Origin of the sequence: Roseovarius sp. CAU 1744, from assembly GCF_039839345.1 — a bacterium.
Classification (GTDB): domain Bacteria; phylum Pseudomonadota; class Alphaproteobacteria; order Rhodobacterales; family Rhodobacteraceae; genus Roseovarius.
In genome coordinates, this window is record NZ_JBDOQV010000001.1 from 399,655 (window position 1) to 417,800 (window position 18,146).

Genomic DNA, 18,146 nt, shown 5'->3' on the forward strand with positions numbered 1-18,146 from the left:
CAGGCTGGGGCAGGGGCTGGCAAGCTATTCCTGCATCGGTGGCCAGGGGCGCCTGGCGTCGGCCTCGATCCAGGCGGCGATCCAGTCGGGGGCATCGGGTTTGTCGGTTGACGGGTCAATCGTGTCGACCAGGGTTTGCGGGTTCACCATCCCCGCCTTGCTGGTCACGGCCGAGCGGTAAACGATGTGGTTGGCGCATTCGCCATCCTTGCGCCACATGGATTGTTCTACATAGAAGAACCTGTCATCCCACCACGCCAGACGCGACCGCATCTCGACCCTGTCGAACGCCCGGATCCGGCGGCGGTAGCGCACGCTGGCGCCGGCCATGGTCAGGCCCCAGCGGTTTTTCCGCAGCACCGTGACCAACCCGGCCCGCTGCGCGGCCGTGATGCGGCCCAGATCATAGAGCGTCAGCGTGCGGCCGTTATTCAGCTCCATCCAAAGGTCGATATCCCAGGGCAGGCAGATGTGATGCGACACATGCGTGCCGGTGATGGGCAGGGGCGGATCGTTGCGGTGTTTGATCAGCTGGGCGAACAGGCGAATGACGGGATACATAGGGCATCTCCTTTGCCCGTTTTCTGGGACAGCGCGAATCCGCGGTCAACGGCAACCTCGCGTCAGGCTTGCGCTTTTGCAGCGCTCCGCTTACCTGTTGGGCGATTACGACCGAGGGAACGCACCAATGCAGTCACTTTTCCAGATCGTCATGCTTATTCTGGACATCGTCTGGTTCCTGATCATTGCGCATGTGATCATGAGCTGGCTGATCAATTTCCAGGTGCTGAACCTGCGGCAGCAACTGGTTGCGCAGATCTGGTATGGGCTGAACCGGTTGTTGGAGCCCGCCTATGCCCAGATACGCCGTTTCCTTCCGCCGATGTCGGGTATCGACCTTGCACCGCTGGTTGCGCTTGTCGCGGTCTATGCGCTCAGGATCATCCTCATCAACAACAGCGCCGCTTTTTACTGATCCGGCTCTTGTTCACTGAATCTTAGTATGAAATGATTTCCTGTAAGAGCAGATAAAAACTTACAGGGTTCCCATGTCAGGCGCTGCCACGCTTTTGCGCGATGTTTTCGGGTTCGATGCCTTCCGTCCTGGTCAGGAAGACATTGTCGGGGCGGTCACGCGCGGCGAAAACGTGCTGGCGATCATGCCGACCGGTGGCGGCAAATCACTTTGTTTCCAACTGCCTGCGCTCATCCGCGAGGGGGTGACAGTGGTGATCTCTCCGCTGATTGCACTGATGCGCGATCAGGTGCGTGCCCTGCGTGCCGCCGGGGTCGCGGCGGGCGCGCTGACATCGGGTAATACCGACGCCGAAACCGATGAGGTCTGGCAGGCGCTTGAGGCCGGGCGGCTGAAGCTTTTGTACATCGCGCCCGAACGTCTGGCCGCCGGGTCGGCAATGGGCATGTTGCGCCGGATCGGCGTCAGCCTCATTGCCGTGGACGAGGCGCATTGCGTGTCGCAATGGGGCCATGATTTCCGCCCCGACTACCTGCGCATCGGTGAATTGCGCCGCGCGCTTGACGTCCCGCTGGCGGCGTTTACCGCGACGGCGGATGCGGAAACCCGTGACGAGATCGTCGACAAGCTGTTCGATGGCCACCCGCCCGCAAGCTTCCTGCACGGGTTCGACCGGCCCAACATCAACCTGGCCTTCGCCGCCAAGGACGGCCCCCGCCGCCAGATCATGGAATTCGCCGGCGGCCGGAAGGGCCAGTCCGGCATTGTCTATTGCGGCACCCGGGCCAAGACCGAAACCCTGGCCCGTGCGCTGCGCGAGGGCGGGCACAATGCCTGCGCCTATCACGGCGGGATGGAGGCCGAAGACCGCCGCAATGTCGAAGCCCGGTTCAATACCGAGGACGGGCTGATCGTGGTTGCCACGGTCGCTTTCGGCATGGGTGTGGACAAGCCCGATATCCGCTGGGTGGCCCATGCCGACCTGCCGAAGTCGATCGAGGCCTATTACCAGGAAATCGGCCGCGCGGGCCGCGATGGCGCCCCGGCGGAAACGCTCACGCTCTATGGTCCCGATGACATCCGCCTGCGCCGCAGCCAGATCGACGAAGGGCTGGCCCCGCCCGAACGCCGGATGGCCGATCACGCGCGGCTCAACGCGCTTCTGGGTCTGGCCGAGGCGCAGGAATGCCGGCGCGCCGTTCTGCTGCGTTACTTCGGCGAGGATAAGCCGGGCTGTGGCAATTGCGATACCTGTGAATCGCCCCCGGACCTGTTCGACGGGACCGAGGCAGTGCGCAAGGCGCTGTCGGCCATTCTGCGGACCGAGGAATTTTTCGGCGCCGGACATCTGATCGACATTCTGACCGGGAACGAAACCGACAAGGTCCGTGCCCGCGGCCATCATCGCCTGCCGACTTTCGGCGTTGGTCAGGATCTGGACCGGCGGAACTGGCAGGGCGTGTTTCGCCAGATGATGGGGCTGGACCTGGTCCGCCCTGACCGCGAACGCCACGGTGCGCTGCGCATGACCGAAACCGCCCGCCCGGTTCTGCGAGGCGAACAGAATGTCACCCTGCGGCGTGACACGCTGGTTGCGCAAACCCGCCGTCCCGCGGCCCGCGCGCTGGTGTCGGAGGAGGACGCGCCCTTGCTGTCGGCGCTCAAGGCCAAGCGCCGCGCCCTGGCCGAGGCCGCGCGGGTTCCGGCCTATGTGGTCTTTACCGACCGCACGCTGATCGAAATGGCCGAGACGCGGCCTGCGACCCTTGACCAGATGGCGCGGATCAGCGGCGTGGGCGCGAAAAAGCTGGAACGCTACGGCGATGCCTTTCTGGAGGTTGTGAACGGCGAGACCCGGCAGCTGCACCCGTCGCGCCGCAGGCTGGCGGGGCAGGTCTCGGGCGAGGTCTATGACCAGTTGCTCGAGGTGCAGGCCGATCTGGCGCGCGGCGAAACCGGGATTGACCGGCCGCTCAGCTGCTCGGCCTCGCTGCTGGCGCGCATCGCCTCGACCCGCCCGCGGGACGCCGGCGAGATGGCGCGTCTGCTGGGCGAAAAGCGCGCCGAAAGATTTGGTACGGCATTTCTGGACGTTCTGCGGGCCGCGGGCTAGATCACCTGAAAAGATCAATTGGGGATGCAGGATGCTGGTTGTCGTTTCACCCGCCAAGAAACTGGATATGCGCGCGGCCGATGGCGTGGCGGCATCGGTGCCGGCCTTTCAGGACCAGGCCGAGCAACTTGCGGGGATCGCCCGCGATCTGTCGGTCAACGACCTTCAGAAACTGATGGGCATCAGCGAGAACCTGGCCCGGCTCAACGCCGACCGGTTCGGCGATTTCGGACGAATGACGTCCAAACCGGCAGCGCTGGCCTTTGCCGGAGATACCTACCAGGGGCTGGAGGCCGGCACTCTGGACGCGGAAGAGCTGAACTGGGCGCAGGATCACCTGCGCATCCTGTCGGGCCTCTACGGGTTGCTGCGGCCCTTGGATGCGATCCAGCCCTACCGGCTGGAAATGGGCAGCAGGCTGAAGAACGCGCGGGGAAACTCGCTTTATGAATTCTGGGGCGACCGGATTTCGACCGCGCTGAACCAACTGGCCGACAATACCCAGAGCGAGGTATTGATCAACTGCGCCAGCCAGGAGTATTTTGGCGCTGTTGACCGCGACGCCCTGAATCTGCGGGTCATAACGCCGGTTTTCATGGAAGAAAGATCCGGCGCCGCCAAGGTCGTCAGCTTCTACGCGAAACGGGCGCGCGGGGCGATGGCCCGGTTCATCATTCAAAACCGTCTTTTCGCCCCGGAATCGATCCAGGCCTTTGATGCGGGCGGTTATCGGTACCGCAATGACCTGTCGGATGATGCCAACTGGGTGTTTCTGCGCGATTATCCCGCGGCCTGATCCCGGCCCAGGGGATCGCATGCATCAACCGGACAGGCCTCGGAAATACGCTCGATGATCGCCGGTTTCTTGAGCGGTTTCGTCAGATAGAAATCCAGCCCTGCCGCCAGGATACCTTCCTGGTCTCCGCCCATCGCATGGGCGGTCATGGCAACGATCGGGACATGCCGGCCGGTGCCGGCCTCGATCTCGCGGATTTTTCCGGTGGCCTCCTTGCCGTCCATCTCGGGCATCGAGATGTCCATGAAAACGACATCCGGGTCGAAAGACTGGTACAGTTCGACCGCTTCGATCCCGTTTTCGGCGAATTTCAGATCTATGTTCAGCGCCTTCACCATCTTGGAATAGACAAGCCGGTTGGTCTTGTTGTCCTCGGCGGCGAGCACCCGCATCAGCCGCGCCGCGGCCGCAGGCGGGGCGTCGGCCTGCTTGGGCGGTGCCTTCTGAGCCGACTGCGTGGGTTCCGGGCGCTGACCGTTCGGCACCTTGACCGATTTCAGCGCGGTGAACAGCTCCTGTCGCGATACCGGTTTTTGCAGCATTGCGTGCAGATGCTGGCGCGCGGGGTCGTTTTCCGCAGCGCCCGTATTGGCGCTGAGCAGGATGACCGGCAGGTGATACCCGGCCGCGCGGATGGCCTCGGCCAGTTCCATCCCGTCCATTTCCGGCATCGTATGGGTGGTCACGACCAGATCGACACCTTCGGCGATCCTGGTCAGCGCCTCGGCACCGCCGCCGCAGGACAGGGTTTCGATGCCGAGAACCCCAAGCTGGCGCGCCAGGATGTCTCGGTTCGCAGCGCAATCGTCAACCAGCAGGGCGCGCTTTAGCCCCGAAGGCATTCGTGTCGCATCGGGATCCGGGATCTCGACGACCGGCAGGGACAGAGAGAAACCAAAGCTTGACCCTTCGCCGTCGACCGAATCGACCCAGATGTCGCCCCCCATCAGCCTGATGAGCTTTTCCGAGATCGAAAGTCCAAGACCGGTGCCTTCGAACTTGCGGTTCCGTTCGTCATCCACCTGATTGAACTCGCCAAAGATATGTCCGACCTTGTCCTCGGGAATGCCGATGCCGGTGTCCTCGATCGTGACGTGAATCCTCGCCTCTTCGCCCTCGGCGGGCGACACGCCGACGACACGGATCAGCACATGGCCGGTTTCGGTGAACTTGATCGCGTTACCCATCAGGTTGGTCAGCACCTGCCTGATCCGCCCGCGATCTCCTTCGAACCGGGTCGGCAGGAAGACGTCATAATCGACAAGCAGGTCCAGGCCCTTGTCACGCGCGGTTGGCTGCATCAGCGTGATCAGCTCGTGAATCGAGCGTTCGAGATCGAACTGTTCGGTCTGCAATACCAGCTTGTCGGCTTCGATCTTGGAGAAATCGAGCACGTCGTTGATGATCACAAGAAGCGCCTCGCCGGAATTCCTGATCGTTTCGGCATAGAGCTGCTGTTCCTCGCTCAGCCCGGTATCCAGCAGCAGTTCGGCCATCCCGACCACGCCGTTCATCGGGGTGCGGATCTCGTGGCTCATGTTGGCGAGAAAGGATGATTTGGCCCGGTTGGCCGCCTCGGCCTTGTAACGCGCGTCTTTCAGCTGCTCCTCGTAGCGCACGGTATCGGTGATGTTCAGCGCCAGGCTGACCATGCCGCCATCATTGCCGCGCTGGTCGATCAGCTTGATGTATTCGCCGCTCCAGAGCCGGATAATCTCGGGTTCGGGCACCGGGCTTTGCCAGCGGTCCAACATCATTTCACGCCATTCTGCCGGGGTCATGTCCCCGATATTCACCACGCCCTCTTCGGTGATGATCTGCAGGATCTCGACAAAACTGGCGCCGGGCTTGACGTCCTCAAGCCCGTCAAAAACCCCCATCCATGCGCGGTTCGCGGCAATCAGGCGGCTTTCGGCGTCGAAAAAGGCGAACCCGTCCTGGATCACCTCGATTGAATCCCACAGCCGTCGTTCTGCAATCTCGACCTTCTGGTTGGCCACTGAAAGGTCGGTTTTCACGCGCTGGTTCTCATCCCGCACGTTCTGGACCTCGGCCCGCGTCTCGACGATCTCTTCTGACAGGGCCAGCGCGTGCTTGCCCAGCTTGCGGTTGGCCGCCTGCAATTCGACCTGCATCTGCTCGAGCAGCCGTTCGGCGGCCAGCCGCGCGCGCCGCTCTTCAGTCAATTTGTTGGCAAGGCTCATGCCAGCCCTCCGCAAGGCCCGTCGGGAATCTGCGGTACAATCCGATATCATGGTGAAGAACTGTTTAAGGAAGGCCGGTGAAAACGTTGTCACGCTGCGGCTGGCGTGGCACGATGAAAGCGCCTGTCAGGGAGGTTCCGATGCTGCGCCGTTTTCTGTCCATTTTCGCTTTTGCAATTGTTTCAACGGCGCTTTCCGCGCAGGAGCCAGTACCCGACAGACATCAGGTCGTCACCCGTGACGTTGATTTCTACGGCGCGGACCTGGACCCGCTATTCGACACCACGTTCGAGGCCTGCCAGCGCGCCTGTGCGGCGAATGCAGCCTGTCATGCCTATACGTTCAACAGCCGGTCAAACGCGTGTTTTCCCAAGAGTTCCGTTTCCGAGCGCCAACCCTATCAGGGCGCGATTTCCGCCGAGCTTCTGCCGACCGATCCACGGGTTCTAGCGGTGGCCCGCGCGCGCGCCGCCGATCTGGCGTTCCTGAACGCGGGCGACATCGCCGAGGCGCGCAAGCTGGCCGGTGCGATCGGGTGGCGCCATCCCGCTGGAACATGGGACGAGGAGGCGATGCTGAAGGCCGCGCGCGACCGTGAGGCCGGCGGCGATCATCTGAATGCCATGCGGTGGATGGGGGCGGCGGTATCGCGCGCTGACCGGAGCGATCTGTGGGTCGACTTTGCCCGGCTTTCGCTTCTGGTGAAGACACAGAATACCGGTGATCTGCGGCGCTATCGGACTCAGGCGGTTCATGCCGCCATCAACGGGTATCTGCGCGCGCTCAGCGATCCGGCGCGGGTGTCGGCCCTGGCGGAAATGGTCACCGGGCTTGAACTTGCGGGCCGCGGCCGCGAGATGATCGGCGCATTACGTCTGGCGCAGTCAATCCAGCCGCGTCAGGACCTGGCAGCTTCGCTGGAACAGGCGATCGCGAAATACGGCTTTCGCATCACCGAGCATCGCAGCGACAACGAAAGTGCCGCGCCGCGCCTTTGTGCCGAGTTTTCCGAAGATCTGGTGAAAGCCGGTGTCGACTACACGCCCTTTGTCCGTCTGCCCGATCCCGGGATGGTGGTGCAGGCCGAGGGCCGCCAGATCTGCATCGACGGGGTGCAGCATGGTCAGCGTTACACAATCGCCTTCCGCAAGGGTCTGCCCGCTGCCAGCGGCGAGGCATTGCACAAGGATGTCGAACTCTCTCTTTATGTCCGCGATCGCAGCCCGGCGGTCAGTTTCGCGGGGCGCGCCTATGTGCTGCCCAAATCCGCCGATGCCGCGCTGCCGGTCGAAACGGTCAACCTGGACAGTGTCGAATTGCTGTTGCGCCGGGTCAGTGACCGCAACCTGTTGCGCGCCATCCAGGACGATTACTTCGGCCGCCCGCTGAGCGAATACCAGGAGCAGGCATTTGCCAATGACGTGGCCGAGCAGGTCTGGTCAGGCGTGGGCGAGGTGCAGAACCGGTTGAACCAGACGATGACGACCCGCCTGCCGCTGGGCGAGGTGCTGGCCGATCAGCCGCCGGGCATCTACGCGCTGAGCGCGCGGGTCAAGGGGCGGGAGCTTTACGATGATCCCGGCGCGACCCAATGGTTTGTCCTCACCGATCTGGGTCTGACCACGCTCAAGGGCACCGACGGGCTGCATGTCTTCGTGCGCGGGCTTTCCGATGCCGCCGCGCGCGCGGGCGTGGAACTGACCCTGCTGTCGCGCGCCAACCGGGAACTGGCGACGCTGACCACGAATGCCGACGGCCATGCGCTCTTCGCCCCGGGCCTGACCCGTGGCACCGGTGGCGCGGCCCCGGCACTGGTGCTGGCGCGGGCGGGCGCGGACGACCTGGCCTTCCTGTCGTTGACCGACCCGGCCTTCGACCTGTCGGACCGCGGGGTCGAGGGGCGCGAAGCGGCCCCGCCGATCGATGTCTTCCTGGCGACGGATCGCGGCGCCTATCGTGCCGGAGAGGTGATTCACGCCACCGCCCTGGCCCGTGACGGCAAGGTCACGGCAATCAGCGGCCTGCCGCTGACCGCCATCCTGACCCGGCCCGACGGGGTGGAATATGCCCGGCACCTGTCGTCCGGGGGCGTGGCGGGCGGGCATGTGTTCGACATGCCCATCGGCGGCACCGCCCCGCGTGGCACCTGGACCATCGAGATCAAGGCCGATCCGGACGCGCCGGCGCTGGCCAGCCGCCGGGTCCTGGTCGAGGATTTCCTGCCCGAGCGGATCGATTTCGACCTGTCGCTGCCCGATGGCCTGATCCGTCCCGGCGACAGCCCACCGCTGACAATCGATGCGCGGTACCTGTTCGGCGCACCCGGCGCCGGGCTGCGGGCCGAGGGCACGGTCAGCCTGCGCCCGATGCGTGGATTGCCGGGCTTTCCCGGATATCAGTTTGGTCGCCATGACGAACGCAGCGGCGCGCAGACCGGCTATCTCGACGGTGGCGAGACCGGCGAGGACGGCACGCTGGTCCTGCCGATGCCGATCCCCGTCGCCAGGCTTGCCGACCGCCCGCATGAGGCCGAGGCGATCATCCGCGTGCAGGAGGGCTCGGGCCGCCCGGTCGAGCGCCGGCTGACAAGAATGCTTGCCCCTGCAGGCCCGATGATCGGGATCAGGCCCGAATTCGACGGGGTCGTGCCCGAGGGGACAGAGGCCGCGTTCCAGGTGATGGCCGTGGGCGCCGACATGGCACCGATGTCGATGCAGGTACGCTGGACCCTGAACCGGATCGAGACGCGCTATCAATGGTATCAGCAATACGGCAACTGGAACTGGGAGCCGGTGACCACCCGCACCCGCGTTGCCACCGGTGACGTGTCGCTGCAGGATGGTCCGCTGCCGGTTGCGGCACGGGTGGATTGGGGCCGCTACGAGCTGTTGGTGGAGCGGCTGGACGGGGATTACGTGGCCAGTTCGGCCGAGTTCTACGCCGGGTGGTACGCGCCCGCCGATGCCTCGCAGACCCCGGATACGCTGGAGCTGTCGCTGGACAAGCCCGGCTATCGCAGCGGTGACACGGCCCGCCTGCGGATCGTGCCGCGTTATGCCGGCACCGCGATGATCACCGTAATGTCGAACCGGGTGATCGGGATGCAGGCGGTCGAAGTGACAGAGGGTGAAAATCTGATTCCGCTGACCGTCACCGATGACTGGGGCGCCGGTGCCTATGTCACCGCGCAGGTAATTCGCCCGATGGACGTGTCCGCCGGTCAGAACCCGGCCCGTGCACTTGGTCTGAGTTACGCCCGGATCGATCCGGCGGAAAAGGCGCTGTCGGTCAGTATCGAGGCGCCCGATACGACCAGCCCGCGCGCACCGCTGGACGTGGCGGTCCGGGTTGACGGGCTGGCAGGCAAGACCGGCCATGTGACGCTGGCCGCCGTCGATCTGGGTATCCTCAACCTGACCGGTTTCGACAGCCCCGACCCCGCGGGTCATTATTTCGGCCAGCGCCGGCTGGGTGTCGACATTCGTGACCTCTACGGGCGCTTGATCGACGGCATGAATGGTGCCGCCGGGCAGGTCCGCTCGGGCGGGGATGCGGGCAGCGGGATGTCGTTGAACGCACCGCCGCCCACCGAAGATCTGGTGGCGTTCTTCTCGGGGCCGGTGACGGTGGGCGCGGATGGCGTGGCGCGGGCGCGGTTCGATCTTCCGGACTTCAACGGCACCGTGCGGCTGATGGCCATCGCCTGGTCCGATACCGCTGTGGGCCAGGCCGAGCGCGATGTCCTGGTGCGCGATCCGGTCGTGGTGACAGCGACGCTGCCGCGTTTCCTAGCGCCGGGAGACTCCAGCCAGTTGCGGCTGGAACTCCACCATGCCGAGGGGCCATCGGGCCGGATGGGGCTGGACGTGACGGCCAGCGGCGCCGCGCTGGGCAGCGGGATTCCCACGGGGCTGGATCTGCCCGAGGGCGGGAAAACCGTGCTGACCATCCCGGTCTCGGCCGATGCGGTCGGCGATCATCAGGTGCGGATCGCGCTGACCACGCCGGATGGCAGACAACTGACCAAGGATCTCACCCTGCCGGTGCGCAGCAACGATCCGGAGATTTCGGTCACGCGGCGGCTGTCGCTGGCCGCAGGCGAGGCCTTGACCGTGGATTCCGGGATGTTCGGCGGGCTGCGGGCGGGATCGGGGCAGGCTGTGATATCAGCGGGGCCGCTGGCCAGGATGAATGCGCCGGCGCTGCTGAGCGCACTGGACAGATACCCCTATGGCTGCACCGAACAGGTGGCTTCGCAGGCACTGCCGTTGCTCTATTTCGACCAGGTGGCGCAGGCGATGGGGCTGGGGAATACGGCCAAGGTGCAGGAGCGCATCGACCAGGCCATCGCCCGTATCCTGACCCGGCAATCCAGCAACGGGGCGTTCGGCCTGTGGCGGGCCGGATCAGGTGATTTCTGGCTGGATGCCTATGTTGCCGATTTCCTGTCGCGCGCGCGAACCGCGGGGCATGACGTGCCACCGCAGGCCTTTGCGATGGCGATGGATAATCTGCGCAACCGGGTGAATTATGCCCCTGATTTCGACAAGGGCGGCGAGGATATCGCCTATGCGCTGATGGTGCTGGCGCGCGAAGGGGCCGCGCGCATGGGTGATCTGCGCTACTACGCCGATGTGAAGGCCGGATCGCTGGGCTCGCCGCTGGCGGCGGCGCAGCTGGGCGCGGCGCTGGCGGCCTATGGCGATCAGACGAGGGCGGATCGCCTCTTTGCGCAGGCGGCACGGATGATCGGGGCGCAGAGCGGCGCAGAAACACAGGTCTGGCGCGCCGATTACGGCACCCGCCAGCGTGATCGTGCCGCCGTGCTGACCCTGGCGGTCGAGGCCGGCAGTTCCGCGGTCGACCGGGCGGTGCTGAGCAATGCGCTGGTCACAGACGGTCCGCATATGTCCTCGCAGGAACAGGCCTGGACCCTGCTGGCGGCGAATGCGCTGATCAACGATCCCGGTGCGGCGGGGCTGACGGTGAATGATGCGCCGGTCGCCGGCCCCTTCGTGCGCCGCTTTGCCGCCGGAAATACCACGCCAATGGTGATCCGCAACACCGGCACCGCGGCCACGGATATCACGCTGACCAGCATCGGTATCCCGGACGTCCCACCCGAGGCCGGCGGCTATGGCTATGCCATCGAACGGCAGTATTTCGACATGGACGGCAATCCGGCGGCACTTCAGGGCGTGGCCACGGGCACCCGGCTGGTGGCAGTTCTCAAGATCACCCCCTTCGAGAGGGGCGAGGCGCGGCTGATGGTCGATGATCCGCTGCCTGCGGGGCTTGAGATCGACAATCCGAACCTCCTGCGCTCGGGCGATGTCCGGGCGCTGGACTGGCTGAACCCGGCCGAGGCGCGCCATACCGAGTTCCGCACCGACCGGTTCCTGGCGGCGGTCGACTGGCGCAGTGATAAGGCGTTCCAGCTGGCCTATATCGTGCGCGCGGTGTCGCCGGGCGAGTATCACCACCCCGCCGCCACGGTCGAGGACATGTACCGCCCGCAATACCGTGCCCGTACCGGAACGGCGCGGATGTCCGTGCGCCGATGACCGGTCAGACCATCGCCACGGTGCGCTGGCGCGCGCTGGAACATGAGGGCGACGATACCTGCCGCCTGTCACGGGTCGATCATGGCTGGCTGCTGGTGGGGCATTCCCGGTTCCGGGATGCCGACGGATTTGCTGCGCTGGATTATGTCGTGCGTTGCGATGCCCGCTGGCGAACCCTCGGCGCGGATATCGCGGGGCGGCACGGCACGCGTGAGATCAGCCTGCGGCTGGAGCGCAACACCGACGGTTGGCTGCTGAACGGCGATCCGCAGCCGCAGGTGGTGGGGGCGGATGATATTGACCTGGCATTTACGCCGGCGACCAACCTGATGCCGCTCAGGCGGGTGATGGAGGCGCCCACGCCGCGGCTGGATACCCGCGCCGCCTGGCTGCGGTATCCGAACTGCGACCTGCGTCCGCTGGATCAGACCTATGATGCCGGGCAATCGGCCGAGCTGGTCTCTTATCGCGCTGAACAGACCGGTTATGCCACCCAGCTTTGCGTCGATCACTCGGGGTTCGTGACGCTTTATCCGGGGCTGTGGGAAGGGGAGGTCACGCATGAGGCGCGCTGACCGTCTGATCCTCTGCACGGCGCTATTGCTGTTCATCGCGGCCACGCTGCGGGACGGGCTGGACCGCTGGATCGCGGCCACCACCTTGCCACCGCTCATCAGCGAAACCTCGGTCGAAATGCGCGACCGTGAGGATCGGCTGCTGCGGGTCTATACCGTGGCGGACGGCCGGTGGCGGCTGGCGGCGCGCCCGGATCGGGTGGATCCGGATTTCCTGGCCATGCTGATCGCTTATGAAGACCGGCGTTTCTACGATCACGCGGGCGTCGATCCGCGCGCGGTGCTGCGGGCGGCGGGACAGGCATTGGCGCATGGTCAGGTCATGTCCGGGGCATCGACCCTGACGATGCAGGTGGCGCGCCTGCTGGAAGAGTCCGGCACCGGCAGCTGGCGCGGCAAGCTGCGGCAGATGCGCGTGGCCCTGGCGCTGGAGCGGCGGTTGAGCAAGGATCAGATCCTCGAGCTCTATCTGACCCACGCCCCCTATGGCGGCAACCTGGAAGGGATACGTGCGGCGTCACTGGCATGGTTCGGCAAGGAACCCACCCGCCTGACCCCCGCCCAATCGGCCCTGTTGGTGGCGCTGCCGCAATCCCCCGCTTCCCGCCGCCCGGATCGCAACCCGGTACTTGCACGGGCCGCGCGGGACCGCGTGCTGGCGCGGATGGTGAAGCACCGGATCCTCTCGGCCGATACGGCCCGAGCGGCCCGGACCGAGCCCGTGCCCGCCACCCGCCGGGCCTTTCCCGCACTGGCGCCGCATCTGGGCGATCGGTTGCGGGCAGATGCGCCGCTGGCCCAGGATCACCGCCTGACGCTGGACCGCCCCCTGCAGCACGATGTCGAGAAACTGGCCGCCGCAACCCTGCGCGATCTGCCGGAGGACCTGTCGCTTGCCATCGTCATCGCCGATCACCGCAGCGGTGACATTCTGGCATCGGTGGGATCGGCCAGCTACGCGCAGAGCGATGCGCGGCAAGGCTATGTCGATATGACCCGCGCCCTGCGCTCGCCGGGGTCGACGCTGAAACCACTGGTCTATGGCATGGCCTTCGATCGCGGCCTGGCGCATCCGCGGACGCTGATAGACGACCGGCCCGTTGCCTTTGGCCAATATGCGCCGCAGAATTTCGACGGTGCCTTCCGGGGCGAGCTGCCGGTGACCGAGGCGCTCCGGCAATCGCTGAACATTCCCGTCGTGCTGTTGATGGACGAAATCGGCCCGGCACATCTGATGGATGCCCTGAAACGGGCGGGAATACGCGCCCGTCTGCCCGGCGATCAGCCCGGGTTGGCGGTGGCCCTGGGCGGCGTCGGTGTCACCTTGACGGACCTGGTGCAGCTCTATGCGATGCTGGCAAACGGGGGCCGGTCCGTGCCGCTTCGATGGCATTCCGGGATGCCCGCAGCGATTGGCGAGGTCACGGTTATCAACCGGGCCGCGGCCTGGCAGGTGACGGATATCCTGGCCGGTCTGCCGCCGCCGCCCGGTGCGCCAAAGGGCCGGCTGGCCTACAAGACCGGCACCTCCTACGGCCATCGTGATGCCTGGGCCGTGGGATATGATGGCGCTCATGTGATCGGGGTCTGGATCGGGCGGCCCGATGGTACGCCTGTGCCGGGCGCGTTTGGCGGCGACCTGGCGGCGCCGGTGCTGTTCGAGGCGTTTCAGCGGATCAGGACGGCGCCGGTTCCCCTGCCGCCGCCCCCACCCGAGACGCTGATTGTTTCAACCGCGCAATTGCCGCAGCCGCTGCGGCGGTTCACCGGGCGCGAAGCGGTGTTCCAGGCCGCCCCGGATGCGCCGAAACTGGTTTTCCCGCCCGACGGCGCGCGGCTGCTGGCGCAGGACGGCATTCCGGCAAAGGTGCGGGACGGACAGCCGCCATTCACATGGCTCGCCAACGGCGCGCCGCTGCTGACCGGGGCGCGTAGCCGCGAGGTTTTCCTGCCCGGCATGTTGGCCGGGTTCTCGAACCTCACGGTGATTGACGCCGCGGGCCGGTCCGCGCGGGTGACGATACGGATCGACTGAGGCGAACCGGCCCTACAGCCGCTCGATCGCCAGGGCGATGCCCTGACCGCCGCCGATACACATGGTGATCAACGCCTTTGACCCGCCGATGCGCTCCAACTCGTAAAGGGCCTTGACCGTGAGGATGGCGCCGGTGGCGCCGACCGGATGGCCAAGCGCGATTGCGCCACCGTTGGGGTTCACCCGCGCCGGGTCGAGCCCAAGCCCCGCATTGACCGCCAGCGCCTGTGCGGCGAAGGCCTCGTTCGATTCGATCACGTCGAAATCGCCGGCCGACAACCCGGTGCGCGCCATCAGGTTTTCCACCGCGGGGACGGGGCCGATACCCATCACCTCGGGGCGGACACCGGCATGGGCATAGCCCAGCACACGCGCCCTGGGTTTCAGGCCGGCGGCTTCGGCGGCTTCGGCCCGGGCCATGACCACGGCGGCGGCGCCATCGTTGATCCCGCTGGCATTCCCGGCGGTCACGGTGCCGTCTTTCTGGAACACGGCGCGCAATCCGGCAAGGGTTTCGACGGTGGTGGGTTTGGGATGCTCGTCGGTGTCGAACGCCACCATCTCGCGCTTGACCTTCACCTCAACCGGCACGATCTGCGATTTGAAAAACCCGCCCTCGATGGCGGCGGCGGCGCGCTTCTGGCTTTCCGCGGCAAAGGCGTCCTGATCCTCGCGGCTGATGCCATGCTCGGCGGCAACATTCTCGGCCGTGATCCCCATGTGGCCGGTGCCGAATGGGCAATTCAGCGCGCCCAGCATCATGTCGAGCGTACGGATGTCGCCCATCTTGGCGCCCCAGCGTTGATCCGGCACGATGTAAGGTGAACGGCTCATGCTCTCGGCCCCGCCGGCCAGGGCAAAATCCGCATCCCCCAGCATCAGGGACTGGATTGCCGACACGATGGCCTGCGCGCCCGAGCCGCACAGGCGGTTCACGTTCATCGCGGGTGTCGTCTCGGGGATGCCGGCATCCATCGCGGCCACGCGCGACAGGTACATGTCGCGCGGCTCGGTGTTGATGACATGGCCATAGACCACATGGCCGATCTGGCCGCCCTCGACGCCGGATTTCCGCATCGCTTCCCGCGCCACCGCGGCGCCAAGCTCGATCGGAGGGGTGGCGGCCAATGCACCGCCAAACGAGCCTATGGCGGTACGGGCGCCATCAAGCAGAACGATATCGGTCATGAAAGAATCTCCCAGATGTGTGAGTCGCCCGAGCCTAGTGGATTTTGCCGCCGGGCAACAATGTGATGTGGCGTCACGCAGGGCAGGGCACGCCCGGCGATGCTTGAGCGCGGTCTGTCAGGGCGGTGGCAGTGGCTGGCGACCCGCCGCGGTCAACAGCCAGCAATCGCGCCCTTCAAGCACCGCGGGCCAAAGCGGCCGGCCCCATCCGGCGCCGCCGTCCAGGTCAATCCGGTTCCCGAAGTGCTGCGGTCGCCGCAACGCGGTATGGCCGTGCACCACCAGCCAGGGATGCGGCGCGGGATGGTCCAGGAACGGGCCGCGTATCCAGATCAACTCCTCGACCGGCTGATGTTCGATCGGCAGGTCCGGGATGATCCCGGCATGGACAAACAGGATCTCCGGGGTGAGGTGATAGTGGGGCAGATTGCGCAGCCATTCGACATGCGCATCGGGAACCGCCGCCCGCGCCGTCGCATGGTTGGATGCGCCCAGCGAGGCCGTCACCCCGTAAGAGGTCAGCGTTTCGGTCCCGCCCAGCCGGTCATGCAGCCAGGTGTAATCCAGATTGCTGAACCGGTCGCTCTTGATCGTTCCGGTCGTCAGGAAATCCAGAAACATCTGGTCGTGATTGCCCCGCAGCGTGATCCAGTCGCGGCCTTCCGCCTGGCCTGCCGAAAGCCGGTCGATCACCCCGCGGCTGTCGGGGCCGCGATCCACATAATCCCCCAGAAAGACGATCTGCGCATCCGCCCCGCCATCGCCCTCGATCCGCAACAGCGCCTCGTCCAGCATGGCGATCTGCCCGTGAATATCCGGGATCACGTAAATCGGTTTTGTCATGCTGCCACAGAGCCGCGCGAAGCCGGAAATGTCCAACCGAAATGACATGCCCATCCGGCCGGGAAGGCCCGTTTGCAATACCTCCGCTTTCTCGGCCACGCCGTGCTATTGGCAGGTATTCTGTTTTTCGCGCCAATCATGCAACCAGCAACGCCGCCCGGAAAGGGCGGCGTTTCCGTTGGATCAACCTGCGTTGGCCCAGGTCAGGCGACATCGAATTCCAGGTGGCGGACCTGCTGGAACATGCCCGTCGCCTGAAGCTTGCCGATCACGTTGGCGGGCACCTCCTCGTCGACATAAAGCAGCGCGATCGCCTCGCCGCCAGCCGCCGCCCGGCCCAGGGTGAAGTTGGCGATATTGACGCCGTTTTCACCCATGGTCTGGCCCAGGGTGCCGATGATGCCGGGCACGTCCTCGTTGGTGGTATAGAGCATATGCCGCCCGATCTCGGCGTCGATATTGATACCCTTGATCTGGATGAACCGCGGCTTGCCATCGCTGAACACCGTGCCGCCGATCGAGCGTTCGCGCTGATCGGTCACGACGGTCAGCTTGATATAGCCCTCGAATGCGCCGGATTTGTCCTGCTTGGTGGTGCTGATCTTAACCCCGCGTTCCTTGGCGATGACCGGTGCCGAAACCATGTTCACCTCGGGGTTGACCGATTTCATGATCCCCGCAACGGCGGCCGAGGTCAGCGCGCCCAGGTTCATATCGCTGACTATCCCGTCATAGAGGATGTTGATCGCCTTGATCGGCTCGTCGGTCATCTGGCCGATGAAGCTGCCCAGATGATCGGCCAGCTTGATCCAGGGGCCCATCACCTTGGCCTCTTCGGCAGTGACCGAGGGCATGTTGAGCGCGTTGGTCACCGCGCCGGTCAGCAGGTAATCCGACATCTGCTCGGCCACTTGCAGGGCGACATTTTCCTGCGCCTCGGTCGTTGCCGCGCCCAGATGCGGCGTGCAGACCACATTGGGCAGGCCGAAAAGCGGGTTCTCGGTGGCGGGTTCGACACTGAATACGTCAAAGGCCGCCCCGGCGACATGGCCGGATTTCAGCAGGTCGGCCAGCGCCTCCTCGTCCACCAGACCGCCGCGGGCACAGTTGATGATGCGCACGCCCTTTTTGGTTTTCTCCAGCGCCTCGCGGCTGAGGATATTGCGGGTCTGGTCGGTAAGCGGCACGTGCAGCGTGATGAAATCGGCGCGCGCCAGAAGCTCGTCCAGCTCAACCTTTTCCACGCCCATCTTGGCAGCCTTCTCCTCGCTCAGGAACGGGTCATAGGCGACCACCTTCATCTTCAGGCCAAGCGCGCGGTTGCAGACGATGCCGCCGATATTGCCAGCGCCGATCACGCCCAGGGTCTTCGAAGTCAGCTCGACACCCATGAAGCGGGACTTCTCCCACTTGCCAGCATGGGTAGAGGCGCTGGCCTCGGGCAATTGCCGCGCGACGGCGAACATCATCGCGATGGCGTGTTCGGCGGTGGTAATCATGTTGCCGAAGGGCGTGTTCATCACGATCACGCCTTTCTTGCTGGCGGCGTCCTTGTCGATATTGTCGGTGCCGATCCCCGCGCGGGCGATGACCTTGAGGTTGTGGGCCTGCTCGAGGATCTTCGCCGTGACCTTCGTGGCCGAGCGGATCGCAAGACCGTCATACTTGCCGATCACCTCGGCCAGCTTGTCCTTGTCCTTGCCCAGGTCGGGCTGGAAATCCACGTCGATGCCGCGGTCGCGGAAAATCTGCACGGCTGTTTCGCTGAGCTTGTCGGATACGAGTACTTTGGGAGCCATTGTTAGCGTCCTTTGGAAAGAAAATGTCGGAAGAGGGCGCGGCGATAACCGCG

The 18,146-nt window shown here is 65.3% G+C and carries 11 protein-coding genes; 6 read left to right on the forward strand and 5 right to left on the reverse strand.

The window, feature by feature from the left end; translation table 11 throughout:
• Positions 1-24: 24 nt before the first annotated feature.
• Entirely contained in the window at positions 25-561 is a 537-nt protein-coding gene (locus tag AAFO92_RS01970) for an acyl-CoA thioesterase (protein ID WP_347532878.1), read from the reverse strand.
• Between the two features lie 127 nt (positions 562-688).
• Between AAFO92_RS01970 and AAFO92_RS01975 the strand changes: the two genes are divergently transcribed.
• The 3 genes from AAFO92_RS01975 (at position 689) to yaaA (ending at position 3,885) form a co-directional block, all read left to right on the forward strand.
• Entirely contained in the window at positions 689-976 is a 288-nt protein-coding gene (locus AAFO92_RS01975; protein ID WP_347532879.1) for a YggT family protein, read from the forward strand.
• A gap of 73 nt (positions 977-1,049) precedes the next feature.
• Positions 1,050-3,089: a DNA helicase RecQ gene (recQ, locus tag AAFO92_RS01980; RefSeq protein WP_347532880.1), complete on the forward strand. Its 2,040-nt coding sequence runs from the start codon at positions 1,050-1,052 to the stop codon at positions 3,087-3,089.
• A gap of 31 nt (positions 3,090-3,120) precedes the next feature.
• Positions 3,121-3,885, forward strand: a complete 765-nt coding sequence (gene yaaA, locus AAFO92_RS01985) for a peroxide stress protein YaaA (RefSeq protein WP_347532881.1) — start codon at positions 3,121-3,123, stop codon at positions 3,883-3,885.
• On the opposite strand, the gene AAFO92_RS01990 is transcribed toward yaaA, so the two are convergent.
• The gene (locus AAFO92_RS01990) at positions 3,870-6,089 is read right to left on the reverse strand and encodes a response regulator (RefSeq protein WP_347532882.1); all 2,220 of its coding nucleotides are present in this window, start codon (positions 6,087-6,089) and stop codon (positions 3,870-3,872) included. The genes yaaA and AAFO92_RS01990 overlap by 16 nt on opposite strands.
• Positions 6,090-6,229: 140 nt before the next feature.
• Between AAFO92_RS01990 and AAFO92_RS01995 the strand changes: the two genes are divergently transcribed.
• Genes AAFO92_RS01995 through pbpC form a run of 3 tightly spaced genes read left to right on the forward strand, consistent with a single transcriptional unit; the run spans position 6,230 to position 14,263 of the window.
• Positions 6,230-11,653, forward strand: a complete 5,424-nt coding sequence (locus tag AAFO92_RS01995; RefSeq protein ID WP_347532883.1) for an MG2 domain-containing protein — start codon at positions 6,230-6,232, stop codon at positions 11,651-11,653.
• On the forward strand, positions 11,650-12,228 hold the full coding sequence (locus AAFO92_RS02000; RefSeq protein WP_347532885.1) for a putative glycolipid-binding domain-containing protein: 579 nt from the start codon (positions 11,650-11,652) through the stop codon (positions 12,226-12,228). Before AAFO92_RS01995 ends, AAFO92_RS02000 begins: the two co-directional genes overlap by 4 nt.
• Positions 12,215-14,263, forward strand: a complete 2,049-nt coding sequence (gene pbpC / locus AAFO92_RS02005; protein ID WP_347532886.1) for a penicillin-binding protein 1C — start codon at positions 12,215-12,217, stop codon at positions 14,261-14,263. The genes AAFO92_RS02000 and pbpC overlap by 14 nt, the downstream gene beginning before the upstream one ends.
• Before the next feature lie 12 nt (positions 14,264-14,275).
• Here pbpC and AAFO92_RS02010 read toward each other — a convergent pair whose 3' ends face one another.
• The 3 genes from AAFO92_RS02010 to serA all read right to left on the reverse strand — a co-directional run bounded on the left by AAFO92_RS02010 (position 14,276) and on the right by serA (position 18,093).
• Positions 14,276-15,451: an acetyl-CoA C-acyltransferase family protein gene (locus AAFO92_RS02010; protein ID WP_347532888.1), complete on the reverse strand. Its 1,176-nt coding sequence runs from the start codon at positions 15,449-15,451 to the stop codon at positions 14,276-14,278.
• A 117-nt stretch (positions 15,452-15,568) separates the two neighbouring features.
• A complete protein-coding gene (locus tag AAFO92_RS02015; protein WP_347532890.1) occupies positions 15,569-16,294 on the reverse strand; it encodes a metallophosphoesterase family protein in 726 nt (241 codons plus the stop codon).
• 203 nt (positions 16,295-16,497) lie between these two features.
• Positions 16,498-18,093, reverse strand: coding sequence for a phosphoglycerate dehydrogenase (serA, locus tag AAFO92_RS02020; RefSeq protein ID WP_347532892.1), 1,596 nt, complete (start codon positions 18,091-18,093; stop codon positions 16,498-16,500).
• Positions 18,094-18,146 lie beyond the last annotated feature (53 nt).

Bases quoted from the DNA above. Each gene is read 5' to 3' on its own strand.
- AAFO92_RS01970 (WP_347532878.1), bottom strand. From the start codon at position 561: ATGTATCCCGTCATTCGCCTGTTCGCCCAGCTGATCAAACACCGCAAC.
- AAFO92_RS01975 (WP_347532879.1), top strand. From the start codon at position 689: ATGCAGTCACTTTTCCAGATCGTCATGCTTATTCTGGACATCGTCTGG.
- recQ (WP_347532880.1), top strand. From the start codon at position 1,050: ATGTCAGGCGCTGCCACGCTTTTGCGCGATGTTTTCGGGTTCGATGCC.
- yaaA (WP_347532881.1), top strand. From the start codon at position 3,121: ATGCTGGTTGTCGTTTCACCCGCCAAGAAACTGGATATGCGCGCGGCC.
- AAFO92_RS01990 (WP_347532882.1), bottom strand. From the start codon at position 6,089: ATGAGCCTTGCCAACAAATTGACTGAAGAGCGGCGCGCGCGGCTGGCC.
- AAFO92_RS01995 (WP_347532883.1), top strand. From the start codon at position 6,230: ATGCTGCGCCGTTTTCTGTCCATTTTCGCTTTTGCAATTGTTTCAACG.
- AAFO92_RS02000 (WP_347532885.1), top strand. From the start codon at position 11,650: ATGACCGGTCAGACCATCGCCACGGTGCGCTGGCGCGCGCTGGAACAT.
- pbpC (WP_347532886.1), top strand. From the start codon at position 12,215: ATGAGGCGCGCTGACCGTCTGATCCTCTGCACGGCGCTATTGCTGTTC.
- AAFO92_RS02010 (WP_347532888.1), bottom strand. From the start codon at position 15,451: ATGACCGATATCGTTCTGCTTGATGGCGCCCGTACCGCCATAGGCTCG.
- AAFO92_RS02015 (WP_347532890.1), bottom strand. From the start codon at position 16,294: ATGACAAAACCGATTTACGTGATCCCGGATATTCACGGGCAGATCGCC.
- serA (WP_347532892.1), bottom strand. From the start codon at position 18,093: ATGGCTCCCAAAGTACTCGTATCCGACAAGCTCAGCGAAACAGCCGTG.